Origin of the sequence: Labrenzia sp. THAF187b (assembly GCF_009363375.1) — a bacterium.
In the GTDB taxonomy this organism is placed as follows: domain Bacteria; phylum Pseudomonadota; class Alphaproteobacteria; order Rhizobiales; family Stappiaceae; genus Roseibium; species Roseibium algicola.
Window position 1 is genome coordinate 1,400,031 of the sequence record NZ_CP045344.1, and the last position, 19,159, is coordinate 1,419,189.

General features: G+C 60.9%; 11 protein-coding genes. 8 read left to right on the top strand and 3 right to left on the bottom strand.

What is annotated here, in order from left to right:
- Window positions 1-39: 39 nt before the first annotated feature.
- The 4 genes from rsmB to FIV03_RS06515 all read left to right on the top strand — a co-directional run bounded on the left by rsmB (window position 40) and on the right by FIV03_RS06515 (window position 7,335).
- Entirely contained in the window at window positions 40-1,416 is a 1,377-nt protein-coding gene (gene rsmB, locus FIV03_RS06500) for a 16S rRNA (cytosine(967)-C(5))-methyltransferase RsmB (RefSeq protein ID WP_152509053.1), read from the top strand.
- Between the two features lie 128 nt (window positions 1,417-1,544).
- Window positions 1,545-3,302: a heparinase II/III family protein gene (locus tag FIV03_RS06505; protein WP_208984644.1), complete on the top strand. Its 1,758-nt coding sequence runs from the start codon at window positions 1,545-1,547 to the stop codon at window positions 3,300-3,302.
- Between the two features lie 75 nt (window positions 3,303-3,377).
- Window positions 3,378-4,994 (top strand): bifunctional phosphoribosylaminoimidazolecarboxamide formyltransferase/IMP cyclohydrolase, encoded by a 1,617-nt coding sequence (gene purH / locus FIV03_RS06510; RefSeq protein ID WP_152509054.1) that lies wholly within the window; start codon window positions 3,378-3,380, stop codon window positions 4,992-4,994.
- Window positions 4,995-5,223: 229 nt separating this feature from the next.
- Window positions 5,224-7,335 carry a methyl-accepting chemotaxis protein gene (locus tag FIV03_RS06515; protein WP_152509055.1) on the top strand — a complete coding sequence of 704 codons (2,112 nt, stop codon included), beginning with the start codon at window positions 5,224-5,226 and terminating at the stop codon, window positions 7,333-7,335.
- A gap of 97 nt (window positions 7,336-7,432) precedes the next feature.
- Here the strand turns inward: FIV03_RS06515 and FIV03_RS06520 are convergent, their stop codons facing one another.
- Window positions 7,433-8,803 carry an MFS transporter gene (locus tag FIV03_RS06520; RefSeq protein ID WP_152509056.1) on the bottom strand — a complete coding sequence of 457 codons (1,371 nt, stop codon included), beginning with the start codon at window positions 8,801-8,803 and terminating at the stop codon, window positions 7,433-7,435.
- 549 nt (window positions 8,804-9,352) lie between these two features.
- Complete coding sequence (locus tag FIV03_RS06525; protein WP_152509057.1) at window positions 9,353-14,164, bottom strand: NAD-glutamate dehydrogenase; 4,812 nt, start codon at window positions 14,162-14,164, stop codon at window positions 9,353-9,355.
- 107 nt (window positions 14,165-14,271) lie between these two features.
- On the opposite strand from FIV03_RS06525, the gene FIV03_RS06530 reads away from it, so the two are divergent.
- The 4 genes from FIV03_RS06530 to FIV03_RS06545 all read left to right on the top strand — a co-directional run bounded on the left by FIV03_RS06530 (window position 14,272) and on the right by FIV03_RS06545 (window position 18,248).
- Window positions 14,272-14,838 (top strand): peroxidase-related enzyme, encoded by a 567-nt coding sequence (locus FIV03_RS06530; protein WP_031270047.1) that lies wholly within the window; start codon window positions 14,272-14,274, stop codon window positions 14,836-14,838.
- Between the two features lie 139 nt (window positions 14,839-14,977).
- Complete coding sequence (gene argC, locus FIV03_RS06535) at window positions 14,978-15,928, top strand: N-acetyl-gamma-glutamyl-phosphate reductase (protein ID WP_152509058.1); 951 nt, start codon at window positions 14,978-14,980, stop codon at window positions 15,926-15,928.
- A gap of 39 nt (window positions 15,929-15,967) precedes the next feature.
- The gene (leuD, locus tag FIV03_RS06540) at window positions 15,968-16,573 is read left to right on the top strand and encodes a 3-isopropylmalate dehydratase small subunit (protein ID WP_152509059.1); all 606 of its coding nucleotides are present in this window, start codon (window positions 15,968-15,970) and stop codon (window positions 16,571-16,573) included.
- A gap of 808 nt (window positions 16,574-17,381) precedes the next feature.
- Window positions 17,382-18,248, top strand: coding sequence for a protein-methionine-sulfoxide reductase heme-binding subunit MsrQ (locus FIV03_RS06545; protein ID WP_209009879.1), 867 nt, complete (start codon window positions 17,382-17,384; stop codon window positions 18,246-18,248).
- 390 nt (window positions 18,249-18,638) lie between these two features.
- Here FIV03_RS06545 and FIV03_RS06550 read toward each other — a convergent pair whose 3' ends face one another.
- Window positions 18,639-19,145: a cyclic nucleotide-binding domain-containing protein gene (locus FIV03_RS06550; RefSeq protein ID WP_077291410.1), complete on the bottom strand. Its 507-nt coding sequence runs from the start codon at window positions 19,143-19,145 to the stop codon at window positions 18,639-18,641.
- Window positions 19,146-19,159 lie beyond the last annotated feature (14 nt).

Genomic DNA, 19,159 nt, shown 5'->3' on the forward strand with positions numbered 1-19,159 from the left:
GCCGTAACAGCAGGGCCGGGCGCGTGAATGGATTGAGCCTTGACCAAACGGCCGAACAACAAACAGAAGCCTTCAGGCAAACCGGCACCCGAACAGGCCGAAAAGCCGGGGTTTGCCGCACGCAAGGTGGCTGCCGATATTCTTGGCAACGTCGTTCACAAGAAACGGCCTCTCGATGGCGAGCTGGATATCACGTCCGGCCACTCCGGATTTCGCGCGCTGGCCGGCAATGATCGTTCGCTGGTTCGCGCAATCATCGGTGCGGCCTTGCGCCATCGGGGTGAAATCGCTGAAATCCTGGATCGGTTGCTTGATCGGCCGATCCCTGAAAAGACAGGCCGGATCCTGGATATCCTGCATGTGGCCATTGCCCAGATGCTGTTTCTCGATATTCCGGACCGTGCTGCCGTCTCTCTTGCTGTTGATCATGCCGGTCTCGACCGCCGGGCTCGTCCTTACAAGGGCCTGGTCAACGGTGTGTTGCGCCGGCTCGGGCGCGAGCGGGACGAAGTGACCGGTGATCTCGATCCGGCGGTGCTGAACACACCGGACTGGCTGATGGAAAGCTGGCAGGCAGCCTATGGAGTGGAGACAGCGCGCGAGATCGCGCGGGCTCACGAAAGCGAAGCGGCGCTGGATCTGTCGGTGAAAGCGGATCCGGAAGAGTGGGCCCGGAAACTGGACGGCCAGATTGTGGGTGCGGGCAGCATCCGCCTCGTGCGCAAGGGCGCTGTCGATGCACTTGAAGGCTATGGCGACGGTCAGTGGTGGGTGCAGGACGCCGCTGCGGCACTTCCCGCCCGGCTTCTTGGTGACGTGAAGGATCTGCGTGTTGCCGATCTTTGCGCTGCACCGGGCGGCAAGACCGCGCAGTTGGCGGCCGCGGGTGCCAGCGTAACCGCGGTCGATATTTCAAAGGCGCGCCTGAAACGTCTTGAAGAAAACATGACGCGGCTCGGCCTGAGTGTTGAAACGGTTGCGGCGGATTTGCGGGCCTTTGAGCCGGAGGATCTCTTTGATGCGATCCTGCTCGATGCGCCCTGCAGCGCGACAGGCACGATCCGCCGGCACCCCGATGTGCCCTGGATCAAGAAGCCTTACGACATTGAAAAGCTGACGGAAATCCAGAGCGAATTGTTGGACAGGGTGATGGGCTGGGTCAAGCCGGGTGGGCTGGTTGTCTATTGTACCTGTTCGCTGGAAGCGGCGGAAGGCGAAGCTCAGGTGGCCGGTTTTCTGGAGCGGCAGGCCGGAAAAATCGAACTGGTTCCGGTCGAGGCCTCAGAGGTGGGCGGCCTTTCCGAATGTGTCACAAATGAAGGCTATCTTCGCTGTCTGCCCTGCCATAGCGCCACCTTGGATCCGGTGAGCAAGGGCATGGACGGCTTTTTTGCCGCAAGGTTCCGCCGGTTTTAACGCAGAATAAACTGTTCACTTGCAATGATTCTTTAAATGAAATGCTAACCTTAATGGTTCGTTTCCTGAATTAGACACCGGAGATTCCCCATAAACGCGCAGAAACCATCAGTTTTGGAGATGGTTTGGTGAATACTGCAAGCCTGAGTGAAAGAAGCCGCATCTGGCGGCTTGTGGCCCTGCATATTTGGCAACGCTCCTTGAAATGGATGCATGGCGGGCCGCTGTTCCGCATGCAGCCGTTTTCGGCTGTGCCTGCGCGCCTGCTCATCGCGCCGCAGGATCTGCGCACTGCCGACGCGACCAATGCTGCCGATATTTATGGCGGCCGCTTCCTGTTCTCCGGCCATCTGGTGGAGACGCAAGGCAGATCTCCGTTCGAGCTTCAGGCCGTTCACGAAGACTGGCAGCGTGAGCTTCACAGCTTCGGCTGGATGCGGGACCTCCGCGCCGCCGACAGCCAGATTTCCCGGCAAAATGCCCGGGCGCTGGTGGAGGACTGGATCAAGTTCTGCGGTCGTTGGCACGACATCGGCTGGGAAGCGTCGGTCGTGACCCGCCGCATTCTGTCCTGGCTGGCGCATTCGCCCTTCATTCTTCAGGACGGCGATCACGAGTTTTATCGCAGTTTCGTGCGGTCGCTGGCCCGCCAGGTGCGTTACCTGCGCCAGACCATCAACGAAACGGAAGACGGCGTCGAGCGCCTGCATGCAGCCCTTGCCATGGCATCCGCCTGTATCTCCATGGCCGGACAGGGCCGCTTTGCACGCCAGAGCATCCGGCGTCTCGATCAGGAGCTGACACGCCAGATCCTGCCCGATGGCGGCCATATCTCGCGCAATCCGAAAGCGCTGATCGACATTCTCGCGGACCTGCTGCCGGTTCGCCAGGCCTTCGTAGCGCAAGGGCTGGAGGTTCCGCCGGCGATGGTGCAGTCGGTGGACCGGATGATGCCACTGCTGCGCTTCTTCCGTCATGGCGACGGGGCCCTCGCCCATTTCAACGGCATGGGCTCGACGCCGAGCGACCTTGTCGCCACCATCCTTGCCTATGACGATGCACGGGGCGCCCCACCGCAGAATGCGCCGCATTCGGGCTATCAGCGCTTAACCGGTGGCAATTCCGTTGTCCTGATCGACACCGGCCCTGCCCCGGCCATCGGCGTTTCCGGCGACGCTCATGCAGGCTGTCTTTCGTTCGAATTCTCCTCCGGCAACAACCGGATCGTCGTCAATTGCGGCGTCTCGCCCAAGTCCAATCCGGCCTGGCGCCGGGTCAGCCGCTCGACGCCTGCCCATTCCACGGCGGTGATCGAGGATACGTCCTCCTGCCGGTTCCTGTCGAACCGGCCGTTCGGGCATATTCTGGGCGCACCCATCCTGTCCGGTCCGGTCAGGGTGCCGGTGGAGCGGGAAGACGATGCGGCCGGCAGCCGGATCACGGCCTCCCATGACGGTTATGCCAGCGAGTTCCATGTCCTGCATGAGCGTGACATTCGCCTTGCAGGCGACGGCACGGTGCTGGACGGCATCGACACGTTTTCGGCAATCGGTCCTGTGGACAGCGAAAACCGCTACGCAATCCGCTTTCACCTGCATCCGGGCCTGCGCAGCTCGCTCATCCGCGGCGGATCAGCGGTGCTCCTGGTGTGCCGGGACGGCGAAGCCTGGGAATTCGAAGCGCCCGGGACCGAGGTCATGCTGGAAGAAAGCATCTATCTTTCGGATGTCTACGGCCACCGCAAGACCGAGCAGATCGTGATCTCCGGTGCCGTGCTTGAGGCCCCCTCCGTGGGGTGGCAGTTCCGCAAAACGGCGACGGCCAAACTCAGCCGGCGCGGCACCAGCGATTTTGACGAGCCGGACGAACTCCCGCTGGAAGAATAGAGACCTTCCGCTTTTGCTGAAGACGTGATAGGGCGACGGCAACTCCCGGACCGTCCCCAATTGCGAGGCAAATTCATGGCCATTGTGTCCAAAGCCGTACCCGTTCCCGAGCTGGTTCCCGTCAAGCGCGCCCTTCTGTCCGTCTTCGACAAGACCGGTCTTGTCGACTTTGCAAAAGCGCTGTCCGAGCGCGGTGTCGAGCTGGTCTCCACCGGCGGTTCCTACAAGGCGCTGAAGGAAGCCGGGCTTAAGGTTCTGGACATTTCGGAAGTCACGGGCTTTCCGGAAATCATGGATGGCCGCGTGAAGACGCTGCATCCGAAGGTGCACGGCGGTCTGCTGTCGATCCGTGATGATGCCGACCACCAGAAGGCGATGAGCGAGCATGACATCGTCGGCATCGATCTCTTCTGCGGCAATCTCTATCCGTTCGAGGACGTTGTCGCCTCCGGTGCCGACTACGCCACCGGCATCGAGAACATCGACATTGGTGGACCGGCAATGACCCGTGCGGCCGCCAAGAACCATGCCTATGTTACCGTGGTCACCGACCCGGCCGACTACGATGCAGTGATTTCCGAGCTTGATGCCAACGGCGGCAAGGCCCCGCTGGCCCTGCGCAAGAAACTGGCGCAAAAGGCCTTTGCCCGCACGGCTGCCTATGATGCCGCCGTCTCCAACTGGATGGCGGATCAGCTGGACGAAGCAACGCCCGCCCACCGTGCGGTTGGCGGTTCGCTTGCCGAAGTCATGCGCTATGGCGAAAACCCGCATCAGACGGCAGGTTTCTACACCACCGGTGAGCAGCGCCCGGGTGTTGCCACGGCCAGGCAGCTTCAGGGCAAGACCCTCTCCTACAACAACATCAACGACACCGATGCCGCGTTTGAGCTGGTGAGCGAGTTCGATCCGGCCCGCACCAGTGCTGTTGCCATCATCAAGCACGCAAACCCGTGCGGTGTGGCCGAAGGCGCAAGCCTGAAGGAAGCCTACGAGCTGGCCCTGCGCTGCGATCCGGTCTCGGCTTTCGGCGGCATCGTCGCCCTGAACCAGACGCTGGATGCCGCTGCGGCCGAGGAAATCGTCAAGATCTTCACGGAAGTGATCATCGCGCCGGATGCGGACGACGCGGCACGCGAAATCATCGCGGCGAAGAAGAACCTGCGCCTTCTGGTCACCGGCGGCCTCGCCGATGCACGCGCCAAGGGTCTCTTCGTCAAGTCCGTTGCCGGCGGCCTCCTGGTCCAGTCACGCGACAACGGTGTGGTCGATGACCTTGACCTCAAGGTCGTTACCAAGCGCGCGCCGAGCAAGCAGGAACTGGCCGATCTGAAATTCGCCTTCCGGGTCGCCAAACATGTGAAGTCCAACGCCATCGTCTATGCCAAGGACGGCGCCACCGTTGGTGTCGGGGCCGGTCAGATGAGCCGGGTGGATTCCGCACGCATCGCTGCCCGCAAGGCCCTGGACGCGACCGAGGCCGCTGGTCTTTCCGAACCGCTGACGAAGGGATGCGTGGTCGCCTCCGATGCGTTCTTCCCGTTTGCCGACGGTCTTCTGTCGGCCGCTGAAGCCGGAGCAACCGCCGTTATCCAGCCGGGTGGATCCATGCGCGATGACGACGTGATTGCGGCAGCCGACGAAGCAGGCCTTGCCATGGTCATGACCGGCATGCGTCATTTCCGGCACTGATTTCGGGTATTCGCCGATGAATTGAAGTGCCGGTTTTCATTCGAACCGGCACTTCATCTGAGCTTGTAAAACATTAGCAAGCTAACGATCCAAAATTACTGTCAAAAATGACAGGGGTCATTAAGAAAAACCCTCCCATTGAAGACCTTGTTAACGCCCAACGGGTAGTCTGCAGCAAGCTGTGGCAGGTATTCGCCTGCCGTTTTCTTGCGATTCGCGGAGATTGCCGGTGTTTAGAAGAGCGAAGGTCACAACAAAGCTCATTGGGGCCAGTGCGGCGACCCTGACGGTTGCCCTTGTGGTCGGCATCAGTTTTATCGGATGGGAAGCGTCCCGCATTACGGGAGATCTTGCACGGTCCGAAGCCGAGACAGTGGCACGCGAGCAGGCGCAATTCGTCCAGCGAGGCCTGGAAAACGGCCTGAAATCCGCACAGACGCTGGCAAGTTCCCTCGGCGGCATGAAGAAGGCCGGATCTGTCGACCGTGAAGCCTGGAACGCCGTCGTTGAAAACCTGACGCTGACCAACAAGGACCTTTCGGGCACCTGGGGCGTGGTTGCAGGAGACGAGCTTGACGGCAAGGATGCCGAGTTCAAGGGCGACGAGAAATGGGCCGAAGACGGCGAATGGCAGCCTTATTACTTCCGCAAGGCGGATGGAACGCTGGCCTACCGGCCCATCGAGAAAATCGCCATCGGTGATCTGAGTGCAACCAGCGACCTCTGGTTCAATGGTGCCTATGTGTCCGGCAAGGACTACATGACGGAACCCTACAGCTGGGAAGCCGATGGCAAGACCGTGACCGGTGTGTCGTTCTCTTCGCCGATCCGAGACGGGTCCAAGGTGATTGGTGCTGCCGGTGGCGACATCCTTCTGACCCCGCTGTCCGAAGTGCTTGGCCAGCAACGGCCGTTGGACACGGGATCGGTTCACCTCCTGTCGCAGAACGGTGTCTGGATTGCCCACGCCGACCCGGCCGTTCTTGGCAAGCCATGGATGGAAGGGCAGTCGGAAGCCGACCTTGCCGTACAGGACAAACTTCTGGCGGCGGTCAAGAACGGTGAGCCTTTTGCCTATGACGGATATTCCAACACGCTCGGCACGGAAGTGCACCGCATCGTCATGCCGGTGCATGTGACCGGTACCGATGCCAAGCTTGCCGTGGTGGTCAACGTGCCGCTGGCAACCCTCAATGCGGCGTCGTCTTCGATCACGACCATGATTGTCGGCGTCGGCGTCGTGTTGCTCATCGTCGTGGCACTTTCCATCTATCTTGTCGGTAACACGATTGTCCGCCGTCCGCTGGAGCGCGCCGTGCGCAGCATCCAGGCGCTCATCGATCGCCGTTACGACGAGCCGATCCATGATACCGACCGCCAGGACGAAATTGGCGAGATCAGCAAGGCGCTGGAAGTCTTCCGCGACAAGGCCCGGCAGGCCGAGGAACTGGCCGCCGAGCAGGAAGAAGCGCAGCGTCAGCAGCTGGCGCGCGCAGGCCGGATCAGCGAGTTGTCGCAGGATTTCGACCGCCAGATCTCAGAGCTGACCCAGACGGTGATGCACCAGGTGCAGGACCTCAACGCGGCGTCGATGACGTTGACGGCGGGAGCCGACGACACCAGCGAGAAGAGCACGGCAGTGGCTGCCGCTTCCGAGGAAGCGTCGTCGAACGTGGAAACGGTTGCGTCCGCGGCTGAGGAACTGATGGCATCGGTCGGTGAAATTTCCCGCCAGATGACCCAGTCCACCGAGATTGCCTCCCACGCCGTGGAACAGGCCCAGTCGACAAACCGCAAGATCGAGGGGCTCGCGGAAGCAGCCAACCGGATCAGCGAAGTGGTCAAGCTGATCACCGACATTGCCGAACAGACCAACCTGCTGGCGCTGAACGCCACCATCGAGGCGGCACGTGCCGGCGAAGCGGGCAAGGGCTTTGCCGTTGTTGCCGCCGAGGTGAAGGAGCTGGCCAACCAGACCGCCAAGGCGACCGAGGAAATCTCCCTGCAGATCCAGTCGGTGCAGACGGAAACCGCCGGTTCGGTCGATGCCATCAAGGGCATTTCCGAAACCATCGAAAAGATGAACGAGATCTCCTCGTCCATCCAGGCTTCGGTCGAACAGCAGGGCCTTGCCACCGACGAGATCGCCCGCAACATCCAGGAAGCCTCTAACGGCACCCAGGAAGTGGCGCAGAACATCGTCAAGGTGGCAGCCTCCGCCGACGACACCGGCAATGCCGCCCGTCAGGTCTCGGCCTCCGCCAACGTCCTGCAGACTGAAGCCGACCGGCTCAAGCAGGAAGTCGAAGGTTTCCTCGCCAGCGTTCGTCAGGTCGCCTGACGCGAGACTTGCAATATCTGAACATGAAGCGCGCCGGATTTTCCGGCGCGTTTTTTGTTTGGGCAACGCACGCAACGTTTCCTGGAAAATGCGTTTGTTAGCGCTCCCGCACCCGCAACAACAAAAGCAGGCCAACGCCGAAAAAGACCAGGATGACGGACATGCCGGCGGGTTGGCTGGCAGTCAGGGCGGTTACCACGCCGACGGTAAGCGGGGCCAGGAAGCTGGTGACCTTTCCCGAAAGCGCCAGAAGGCCGAAATACTGGGTCACGTGCTGCGGCGGGGCTATGCGGACCAGAAGACTGCGGCAGGAGGCCTGTAACGGGCCGGACACCGAGCCGATGACACCGCCGAGTGCAATGAACACCTGCTCAGGCAGCGATGCAAAGAGAGCACCCTCGGGGGCAGCGGCGGTCTTGATGACAAAGAACACCGTCGTCCTGTCGATGGAGATCATACCGAGGCCACAGATCATCAGAACGATGAGCGAGAAGACAATCACCGGCTTGGCCCCGAAACGATCATCCATTGGCCCGCCCAGCAACAGGCCCAGTGTTCCGGTAATGGTCAGGATGATGCCGAAAGTACCGATTTCGATGGATCCCCAGCCAAGCTGGCCGGCGGCATAAATTCCGCCGAACGCGAAGAGGGCGACAAGACCGTCCTTGAAGATCATGTTGGCGAGAAGGAACAGGAAAATGTTCTTGTTGGTGCGTGCCTGCGCCAGGCTCATGCGCAGGTTTGCAAGGCCCGTGCGCACGGCAGGGCCGATCCTCGACTGATGCGGCACATCTGGCACGAACAGGAACATCGGCAGCACGAAGATAAGATACCAGAGCGCCGAGAATGGCCCGACGGCGCGATCGCCTTCCTGTGTCGCCGCATCAAGACCCAGAACCGGCTGGAAACCCAGCAGGGTCTTGCCGGACTCGGGGCTGGCGGCGAAAAATCCGAGGGCGATCACCAGCGTGACCAGACCACTGGCGTAGCCGAGCGCCCAGCCGAAGCTGGACAGGCGTCCGATGCGTTCCGGCGGCACCAGCGAAGGCATCATGGCGTTGTTGAAGACAGTCGCGATTTCGATGGATAGCGTGCCGATGGCAAAGGCGATGAGCGCGATGGCGATGCCGTTCGGGCTTCCCGGAGCGGCGTACCAGAATGCCCAGCAACAGATGACAAACGGCAACGAGAAGAGAAGGATCCAGCGTTTTCGCCGGCCTGTTGCGTCCGCGACCGAGCCCAGTACCGGTGCTGCAAAGGCAATGCAGAGTCCGGCGGCCGCAGTTGCGTATCCCCAAAGCGATTGGCCTTCGGCCGGGGTCGCGGCCAGCGTCGAGGCAAAGTAAGGCGCGAAGACGAATGTGGTGATCAACGTGAAAAAGGGCTGTGCCGCCCAGTCGAACAGCGCCCAGGAGAGAACGGCGCGCCTGTCGGTAGATTGCAACGGGATGTCTGAAACGGTTGTCATGGAAAAGGGCAACTCGCTGCCTGGGGGATCACGACCGGGACGAGCCCAACTCATTCATGCATATCGCTTCCCGCTCCTGAAGCCCACAGGTGTTTGCGAATATCCGGTGTCAGTTGCAGGAGAGAGTTTCGGTTGGCGTATGCGGCCCATCCTTCGAGACGCCGCTTGCGCGGCTCCTCAGGATGAGGGTGTGGGAAGGTAGGCCTCTCACCAGCCTGGCAACACATATCACCTCATCCCGAGGAAGCGCGTAGCGCTGTCTCGAAAGGGTGGGCCTCGCTCTCCGTGGGCCTCCAGCGATCCAGAAGCGGACAACGAAACGTCCGTGTGCAAGGGCCTCAAGGCCCCAACCGCGTCATCCCGGACGCAGCGCAGCGAAGATCCGGGATCGGTGAGCCAAAGACCATCTTGGTAAGGTACGCTTTGCCTTGGGTGCCGCTGGCTCTCCATTCCCCGCTCGCGCATAGCGGTGCCGGGGCGACGGCAATACCGCTGAAAAGCCAAGGCCGGCAGCAGAACTGCCGGCCCCATAACGCGATTTCCGATTGCTTACGCGGTGCCGCAGATTTCCGCGAGCAGGCTTGCCGCCACGGAGAATTTCGACACGCTGAGACCGCCGTCGAGGATTTCGGAAACCGAGCGTTTGCGCCGGCCCACTTCCGCCTCGTGTTCCTCCAGCCAGCTTGTAAAACCGCCGGCGCGAACCGCCGCGATGGCCAGGGCGCGCTGCGCGGAGACCAGCATGGCCCGTGCCCGGTCGAGTGCGAGGCCGTCGTAGTAGTCCCGGACGTCGAGATCGTTGGCGAGCTCGAGCATCGCACCGAGCTGGAAGTGGTGAGCAACTTCGAAATAGGCCCTTGCAGCCGTATCCAGATCAGCCCCGGTTTCTTCCGACACGATGACGATATCGGGAATGGCCCGCTCGGCCGGCAGCCAGGCGATCCGCCGGGCGAGGCTTTCCGGAACACCCTGCTCCACGAAGGCTGCGGTGCGCTCCGCCAGGACCGCGGCGGGTTCTTCCGGCAAGACCGCTTCCAGGCGGTCGCGCAGCGCGGCGATACCGGCACGGAACCGCTCGACAACGGCAAACAGGCCCTTGTCGAAGGACACGTTGCGCTTGAACCAGACGACCCGTTCCAGAAGCAGCGACTGGATTTCCGAATAGAGCTCCAGCTGCAGAGCGCCGTCGATCTTCGTGTCGAGCTGGTCGATCTCCGTGTTGAGATCGGTCAGGTCGTAGCTGTTGCGCACGGCAACGAAGCCCTGAGCGATTTCGGTCGCGGTTGCGTCGGTCTGGTCACGCAGACGGGTGATGAAGGTCGCCCCGCCCCGGTTGATCATCGAGTTGGCCAGCATCGTGGCGATGATTTCACGCCGCAGGCGGTGGCCGCTGATCTCGTCCTTGTAGGTGTCGGCCATCTGGTCCGGGAAATAGCGGAACAGTTCGCGCGCCAGATAATCGTCGTCCGGAACCGAGCTTTCCAGCAGCGCGTCGTAAAGCGTGATCTTGGCATAGGCCAGCAGCACGCCCAGTTCGGCGCGGGTCAGCAGCAGCCCGGCCTTGCGCATCTCGTCGAGTGTTGCCTCGTCTGGCAGCTGTTCAACCACCCGGTCCAGAAGGCCTGCCTGTTCCAGCTGGCGCATCATGCGCACCTGGTAGCCGAAGTCTTCCATGCCGCGCAGTTCGGTCATGGAGATGGCCAGGGTCTGCAGGTAGTTGTTCCGCAACACGAGTTCGGCGACCTCGTCGGTCATTTCGGCCAGAAGTTCGTTGCGCTGCTCGATGGTCAGCTTGCCGGATTTCACCGCGGCGCCGAGGGCGATCTTGATGTTGACCTCCATGTCCGAGGAGTTCACCCCGGCGGAATTGTCGATCGCATCGGAGTTGCAGCGCCCACCCTTCTTGTTGAACTCGATACGGGCGAGCTGGGTCAGGCCGAGGTTGGCACCTTCGCCGATCACCTTTGCGCCGATTTCCGATGCGGTGATGCGGATCGGGTCATTGGCGCGATCGCCCACATCGGCGTCCGTTTCCGACTTGGCGCGAATATAAGTGCCGATACCGCCGAACCACAGCAAGTCGACTTCCATCTTCAAGATGGCGGTCATCACTTCCTGCGGCGTTGCACTGCCCTTGTTCAGGTTGAGCAGGGACTGCATTTCCGGTGAAAGCGGAATGGACTTCAGCTGGCGCGAGAAGATGCCGCCACCCTTGGAAATCAGGTCTGTGTTGTAGTCCTTCCAGGACGAGCGACCGAGGTCGAACATCCGTTTGCGCTCTTCCCAGGTCTTTGCCGGGTCCGGATCCGGATCGATGAAGATGTCGCGGTGATCGAAGGCCGCGATCAGCCTGGTTGCCTTCGACAGCAACATGCCGTTGCCGAAGACGTCGCCGGACATGTCGCCGACACCGGCCGCCGTGAAGGGCTGGGTCTGGATATCCCGGTTCATCTCGCGGAAGTGCCGCTTGACCGCTTCCCAGGCGCCGCGTGCGGTGATGCCCATCTTCTTGTGATCGTAGCCGGCGGACCCGCCGGAGGCAAAGGCGTCGCCCAGCCAGAAGTGCCTTCCTTCCGAAATGCCGTTGGCCGTATCGGAGAAGGTGGCTGTGCCCTTGTCGGCTGCCACCACCAGATAGGGGTCGTCACCGTCATAGCGCTGCACGCGCTCCGGCGGCAGGATGTTGTCCTCACCGAGGTTGTCGGTCACGTCCAGAAGGGCGTTGATGAAGATCTTGTAGCTTTCGGTGCCTTCCTTGAACCAGGCATCGCGATCGCTCATCGGCGGCAGGTTCTTGGGCACGAAACCGCCCTTGGCACCGACCGGGACGATCACCGCGTTCTTCACCTGCTGTGCCTTCACCAGACCGAGCACTTCGGTACGGAAGTCCTGCGGTCGGTCGGACCAGCGCAGGCCGCCACGGGCAACCATGCCGAAACGCAGGTGCACGCCTTCCACGCGGGGGCTGTAGACAAAGATTTCCCGGAACGGACGCGGTTGGGGCAGGTCGTCGATCTGGCGGCTGTTGATCTTGAAGGCGAAGGTCGGCTTGGGCTGACCCTTCTTGTCGAGCTGGTAGAAGTTCGTGCGCAGGATCGATTCAATCGTGTTCTGGAACCGGCGCAGGATGCGGTCGTCGTCAAGGCTGGCGACGTCCTCCAGATCGGCGGTCAGTTCGCTTTCCAGCCGTTCCGTGCCGAGGTCCCTGTCCTTTTCGGTGACATCCGGGTTGAAGCGCAGGTGGAACAGTTCCACCAGTTTGGCCGCGATCTTCGGGTAGTTGTTGAGCGTGGACCACATGTAGTCTTCGGAGAAGCGGATACCGGCCTGGCGCAGGTATCTCGACAGCGCGCGGATCACTGCCACGTCGCGCCAGGCAAGCTCCGCCGTCAGCACTAGGCGGTTATAGCCGTCGTCCTCCGCCAGCCCGGTCCAGACTGCCATGAACATGCTTTCCAGCCGGGGTTGCAGCTGATCGGAAAAGACGATGTCTTCGCCGCTGCGCGATTCCAGCGTCATTTCGTGCAGGTAGGACATGGGGGCATCGGCCGGCGTGATGCGGTAGGTTCGCTCGTTGATCACGCGGAAACCCATGTTTTCCAGAAGCGGCACGCGCGCGGAAAGCGGGATCGGCGAACCGCGGTGATAGACCTTTAGCGACAGGCGGCTGTCCCTGGTGCCTGCCTGGCGGTGGAACGTGATGGTGGTGTCGTTCTTGTCGGACAGGGTTTCCAGCTTGACGATGTCGAACACCGCGGACTGGGCGTTGTAGACTTCCTTGTAGCCACCATGAAACGAAAGCGCGTAGCGATCGGCCAGCTTGCGGGCCTGTGAGGGCGCGAATTCGTCCTTGAGCGCATCGCGCACACTGTCGGACCAGGTGCGCACCATGTCGGCAACGGCGGCCTCCAGCTCTTCCTGCTGAGGCGTCGGCGTTTCCCCGCGATCGCGGCCGATGATGTAGTGAACCCGCGCAAGCGGACCTTCTGGATAGGTAACGTACCAGGCCGACACGCGTCCTTCATAGACCGAGGCCAGATAGGTGCCGACGTTCAGGCGAACTTCGGTGGAATAGCGATCACGCGGGACGAAGACCAGAATGGAGACATAGCGGTCGAACTTGTCCGGGCGGGACAGCACGCGAATGCGCGGGCGCTCGTCCAGCTGCAGGATGGCGATGGAAAAGTCGAACAGGCGCTCCCGTTCGATCTGGAACAGCTCGTCACGCGGGAAAGCTTCCAGAACGTTGCGGAGGGCACGGCCGGAATGGCTTTCAGACCCGTAGCCGGCGCGGGCCAGAACGCTGGCAACCTTGCGGCGCAGGAACGGGATGGTGCTGGTCGGTTCGGTATAGGCGGTCGAGGCGAACAGGCCGACGATGCGCAGCTCGCCGTTCATGTTGCCTTCGTCGTCATAAAGCTTGGCGCCGACGTAATCCATGTGCACGCGCCGGTGCACGGTGCTCTTCACGTTGGCCTTGGCGATGATCAGCGGTTCGGGTTTCTTCAGGAACTCGCGAATTTCCGGCGTGATCTGCACGAACTCCGTGCCGCGGCGGAGAACGCGCACATCCGGGTCGGACAAGAGGCCGAGGCCCGTGCCCTCATGGGGGGAAAGCTCGCCCTCCTCGACACCGCCTTCGAACATGTATTCGCGCATGCCGAGGAAAATGAAGTTGTCGTTCTCCATCCACTCCAGGAAGTGGATTGCCTCCCACAGCTCGTCGCTGCTGCCGGGGATTTGCGTGGTCTTGTAGGTGTCGATGGCCTCCGCCAGGCGTTCCTGCATCGGCTTGAAGTCCGACACGACGGAGCGGACATCGGACAGAACCTTGTCGAGCCGCGCCTTGAGGGCTGCGCGGGCTTCGGGCGAATCAATCCGTGTCACGTGGATATGGATGAGGCTTTCCTGCCGGTCGGTCCGCTTCGGTGGTTTCTTGCGAGCCGTGGCGGTTGTCAGTGTGCCGTTGTCATCCCGTTCCACGATGAAGATCGGGTGCAGAACCAGATGCACTTCGATCTTGCTTTCCTGCAGCTCGTCCATGACGGAATCGACCAGGAAGGGCATGTTGTCGTTGACGATCTCGATCACCGAGACGCCCTTGACCTTGCTGCCCTGGGCCTTGAACGCCGGATCGGCGATGCTGACACGATGCGTGCCGAGTTCGTGGTTCTGGAAATCCTGCCAGGCGTCCCGGGCAAAGCCGGTCAGCTCTTCCGCGGTGTAGGCCACGAGGTCTTCCGCTGCGCCCCGGTCATAAAAGGCGCGGGAAAACTCGGCGAGAGCCGGATCTTCCTGATTCAAGGTTGCTTGGACCGCGTCGATGAGTTTGAGTTTCTCGACGTCGTGTTTGTCCGGCATTTTCCATCCCCTTAGGCGATCGTATGGTTTGGCTCTGTCGCTGGCTCGTTCTAAGACTTAAGTTCATATTTCAGCGACATAAACGGTTTCATGACGGGAGGAGCAAATTGTCAAGTAAAGTCACGGCCTTGCAAATCGATTCAAATGTAACATTGAGTGAAAAGACACAGGCTTATTTCGACTTGTGCCAGGAGAAGCTGGGTCTCGTTCCCAACGTCCTCAAGGCATATGCGTTCGACGAAACGAAGCTGCGCGCCTTCACCGACATGTACAACGACCTCATGCTGGGCGAGTGTACACTCTCCAAGCTCGAGAGAGAGATGATTGCCGTTGCGGTATCAGCGGTCAACCGCTGTTTTTATTGCCTGACGGCTCATGGTGCTGCGGTGCGCGAGCTTTCCGGGGACCCCGTACTGGGGGAACTGATGGTGATGAACTACCGCGTTGCGGACCTTTCACCTAAGCAGCGGGCGATGCTCGACTTCGCCGTCAAGTTGACGGAGAAGCCGGCGGAAATCGTGGAAAGCGACCGGCAAGCCCTGCGCGATGTCGGGTTTACGGATCGCGACATCTGGGACATCGCCTCGGTAACGGGCTTCTTCAACATGTCCAACAGGGTGGCTGCGGCGTCCGACATGCGCCCGAATGATGAGTATCACTCAAGGGCCCGTTGAGATAACGGAGCGTCGCGCGGCGGTGACAAGCCGCGCGATTGGGTGTATGACGCTTGCGATTTTGCACCGATCTGCCTGACGGCTTTCGGGCCCTGGGGTTCGAAACTGGCGGCGATCATGAGAGGGAGAGGAACGGGCGATGGTTGCGCGCGTGTTTATTGATGGTGAAGCCGGTACGACGGGTCTGCAGATCCGCGAGCGCCTTGCCATGCGCCGCGACCTTGAGCTGATCTCCATTCCGGACGAAAGCCGGAAGGATCCGGCAGCCCGGGCCGACTACCTCAACAAGGCCGATATTGCCATTCTTTGCCTGCCGGATGCGGCGGCAAAGGAAAGCGTTGCCCTGATCGAGAACGACACCACCCGTGTGATTGACGCCTCCAGCGCCCACCGGGTTGCCGAGGGCTGGGCCTACGGCTTTGCCGAAATGGACCTCGACCAGGCCGACATCATCGCCGCGGCCATGCGCGTCGCCAATCCGGGCTGCTGGCCGCAGGGCCTGATCGCTGCGGTTCGTCCGCTGATCACCGCAGAGCTGATGCCGGCGGACTTCAACCTGACCTATTTCGGCATCTCCGGGTATTCCGGTGGTGGCAAGGGCATGATTGCCGATTACGAAGCTGCCGGAACCAGCGCAAATTCGTTTGCGCCCTATGCGCTCGGGTTCAATCACAAGCACCTTCCGGAAATGACGGAATATGGCCTGCTCGACGCAGCTCCACTGTTCACTCCGACCGTTGGCGATTTCTACAAGGGCATGCTGACGGTGGTTCCGTTGAACCTGGCAGGCCTTGCCAAGGTGCCGACGGGCGAGCAGCTGCATGCGGCGATCGCCGATCATTTCGCTTCTGCACCCGGCGGATTTGTCGAGGTCGCGCCGCTGGAAGCACTCGAGAAATCCGACAGCCTCAATCCGCAGGCGCTCAACGACACCAACAAGCTGCAACTGCACGTCTTTGCAAATGACGCCAGGGCGCAGGCTGCGATCGTTGCCGTCTACGACAACCTGGGCAAGGGCGCGTCCGGCGCTGCCGTCCAGAACCTCAATCTGATGCTCGGTGTCGATCAGACAACCAGCCTTGCCGCGTAAGCGGGCATCCGTTTTCAGGCCTTTCAGGAGAGAAGAAGAATGGAAAAATTTGAGACCCTGACCGGTGTCGCAGCGCCGTTGCCGATCGTGAACATCGACACGGACATGATCATTCCGAAGCAGTTCCTGAAGACGATCAAGCGCACAGGCCTCGGCACCGCGCTGTTCCACGAAATGCGCACCAACGACGACGGATCGGAGAACGAGAACTTCGTTCTCAACAAGGCCGCCTACCGCGATGCCAAGATCCTGGTCGCCGGCGACAACTTCGGCTGCGGGTCCTCGCGTGAGCACGCGCCCTGGGCACTGCTTGATTTCGGCATCCGCTGCGTGATTTCCACCTCGTTCGCCGACATCTTCTACAACAACTGCTTCAAGAACGGCATTCTGCCGATCCAGGTTTCCGAAGACGAGCTGGAAACCCTGATGCATGCGGCAGAGCGCGGCGCCAACTTCACGCTGACGATCGATCTGGAAAGCCAGGAAATCAAAGGTCTTGAAAGCGGCGACATCGCCTTCAAGATCGACAGCTTCCGCAAGCATTGCCTGATCAACGGCCTGGACGACATCGGTCTGACCATGGCGAAGGCCGGTGAAATCGACACCTTTGAAAGCAAGATGGGCAACGACCGTCCCTGGGTCTGAGCCGGACTGCAATGACTTTTGAAAAGCCGGGTCTCACGACCCGGCTTTTTTGTTTTGGTTGCCTCAGGTTCTTCAAGGCGCGCGACTTGTCGCCAAGACCTGATCCTCCACTCACAGGGTCAATCCTCCAGAGTTCGATCACGACAACCGCATTCAGCCGTGTTGTCCTGAAGCCCATCAACCTTGTCATCCCTGCGAAGGCAGGGATCCAGTATTCGTTGGGTTCGCAAGGTTTTCGAAGTCTGATCCCACGGCGTACAGGATCCCGGTCTTGCCGCTGACGCGACAAACCGGGATGACAAAGAATGTGGAAATGAGTGGTTCCAAATCGGATGTCCTGCTCCGACCGGATGCAAGCCGGCCGTGCTGAAAACTTGGTCGACAAATGGGCTAAATGGAGTTTTCTGGTGCGCCGCTCACCGCCTTGGTTCGCTTCTTCACCCCTGCGACTGAACCGCCGCTGCATGATCGCGGAACCGCATTCAGCCGTCTTGTCCTGAAGCCTATCAACCTTGTCATCCCTGCGAAGGCAGGGATCCAGTATTCATTGGGTTCGCAAGGTTTTCGAAGTCTGATCCCACGGCGTACTGGATCCCGGTCTTGCCGCTGACGCGTCAAACCGGGATGACAAATCATCTGGGTATCACGGGTTCCTGTCGGATTGAATACAAAGGGGCGGCGCCGAAAGGAGCTTGCCGGTGAAGCGGGACAGGGAAAGCTGGATAACCGCCTCTCATCTTCTTCACGCAGGCTTGAAAAGCTTTTCAGTGTCCTTGAACGTTTCGTGCGATAGTCCGAACGTATGGATATGATGACCCTGGCACCATACGCTCCCTGGACCGACCGACGCGGCAACCTTTCCGGTCTGCGATTGGCTGCATTCATTGCCGTGCTTCTTCCGGCGTTGCAGATCTTCTACAGCCTCGCCTTCGGACCGGTGCTGCCGGAGCCCTTCGAGATGGAGCTTCATGCCAGTGGCGACTGGACGGTGCGCTTCCTGCTTGTGACCCTGGCGGTCACCCCGCTCCGGAGGATCTTCTCCTGGAACAGGATCGTCGGTGTCAGGCGCATGCTGGGTGTGACAGTGCTTGCCTATGCGCTCTTGCACCTGGGGCTTTACGCTGCGCAGGAAAGCTGGAACCTCAGCAAGGTCGTGTCTGAAATCGTTCTGCGTTTCTATCTGACCATCGGCTTTGTCGCGCTGTTCGGGCTGGCGGTGCTGGGTGCGACCTCCTTCGACAGCGCCATCCGCAAACTCGGGCGGAACTGGCAGCGGCTGCACACCCTGATCTATCCGATCGGCGGTCTCATGCTGTTCCACTTCTTCCTGCAGTCCAAGTCGGACGTCACGCAGGCCACCTTGATGGCAGGCCTGTTCGTGCTGCTGATGACCTACAGACTTGCGGTCAAGGCAGGCTTCAGCCTTGCCAACCCGCTGGTTCTGGCGGTTTGCGCGCTGCTGGCAGCTGCAGGGACTGCCGGGATCGAATTTGCCTGGTACGCCCTTGCCACCGGCATTCCTGCCGACCGGGTGTTCCAGGCGAACTTTGCCCTTTCCGTTGCAATCCGTCCGGCTATCTGGGTCGGGATCATCGGGCTCGGGGTTGGCGTGGCGGCAATGGTTCAATGGATCGGCGGATTGCTCGGCCCCAAGCTGGGGCTGAAACGGGCGTAAAGTATCGCCGAACCTTCACTCACAACCGACATGGCGTGGCTTGGCCCTCGGACCCAAGTCGAGCGCCCCCATCCTGGTCGGGTGGTTCCATGCGGAAAGGTCACGGCATGGATTGCCGGGTCTGGCCCGGCAATGACGGAAAGAGGGGGCTCAGGAATTGGAACCGGTCTGGTTGGTGAGCCACCCCATGAGGGGGTAGGCTGAGTCTCCCGGTTTCCCATTGCCGTCATCCCATGGCTCGACCATGGGATCCATGCCGATCCCCTTATCTTCTGATGAGCTTGGCTGCGACAGGTGAGGATTATCTCTGGGGAATACACAGATCCGCCAAGATCCAGGCTCAGTTGTCGCTGATTGAGTTGCGAGACAATCAGCGTCGGGACTTTCGCCCTACGACTGTTTCTCGTCGTCGCGCACGCGGCGTTCGGCGTTGATCTGCTCCAGTTCGGCCATCTTTTCGCCGATGGGGCGCAGGGCTGAAACCGTCTGGCGGAACTGGTTGGCGCGCTGGTCGAGCATGCGCTGTGCAAGTTCCGGGAATTCCTGGATCATGCGTTTGAAGAGCGCGCGGCGAATGCGGATGATGCGCACGCCGTCAACGGCTTCTGCCCGGCAAGGGCGCTTGTTTTCCGCAAGAAGAGCCGTCTCGCCCAGCAGTGTGCCCTGACCGACGCGCTCGATTTCCTCAAAGCCGTCCGTGGTCCTCGTCTGCAGGCTGACCGTGCCGCTGGTGATTACCAAACCGCCATCGGCGCGGTCGCCCTGATCGAACAGGCGCTGGCCGCGGTTGTAATCCATGCTTTCGGCGCTGAAGGCGAGCAGACGCAGCTGATCGTCCTGAAAGTCCGAAAGCATCGGGATTTGTTTGAGAATCGCAATGTCTTGGGCAAGGCTCATGCCCAAGAAATACG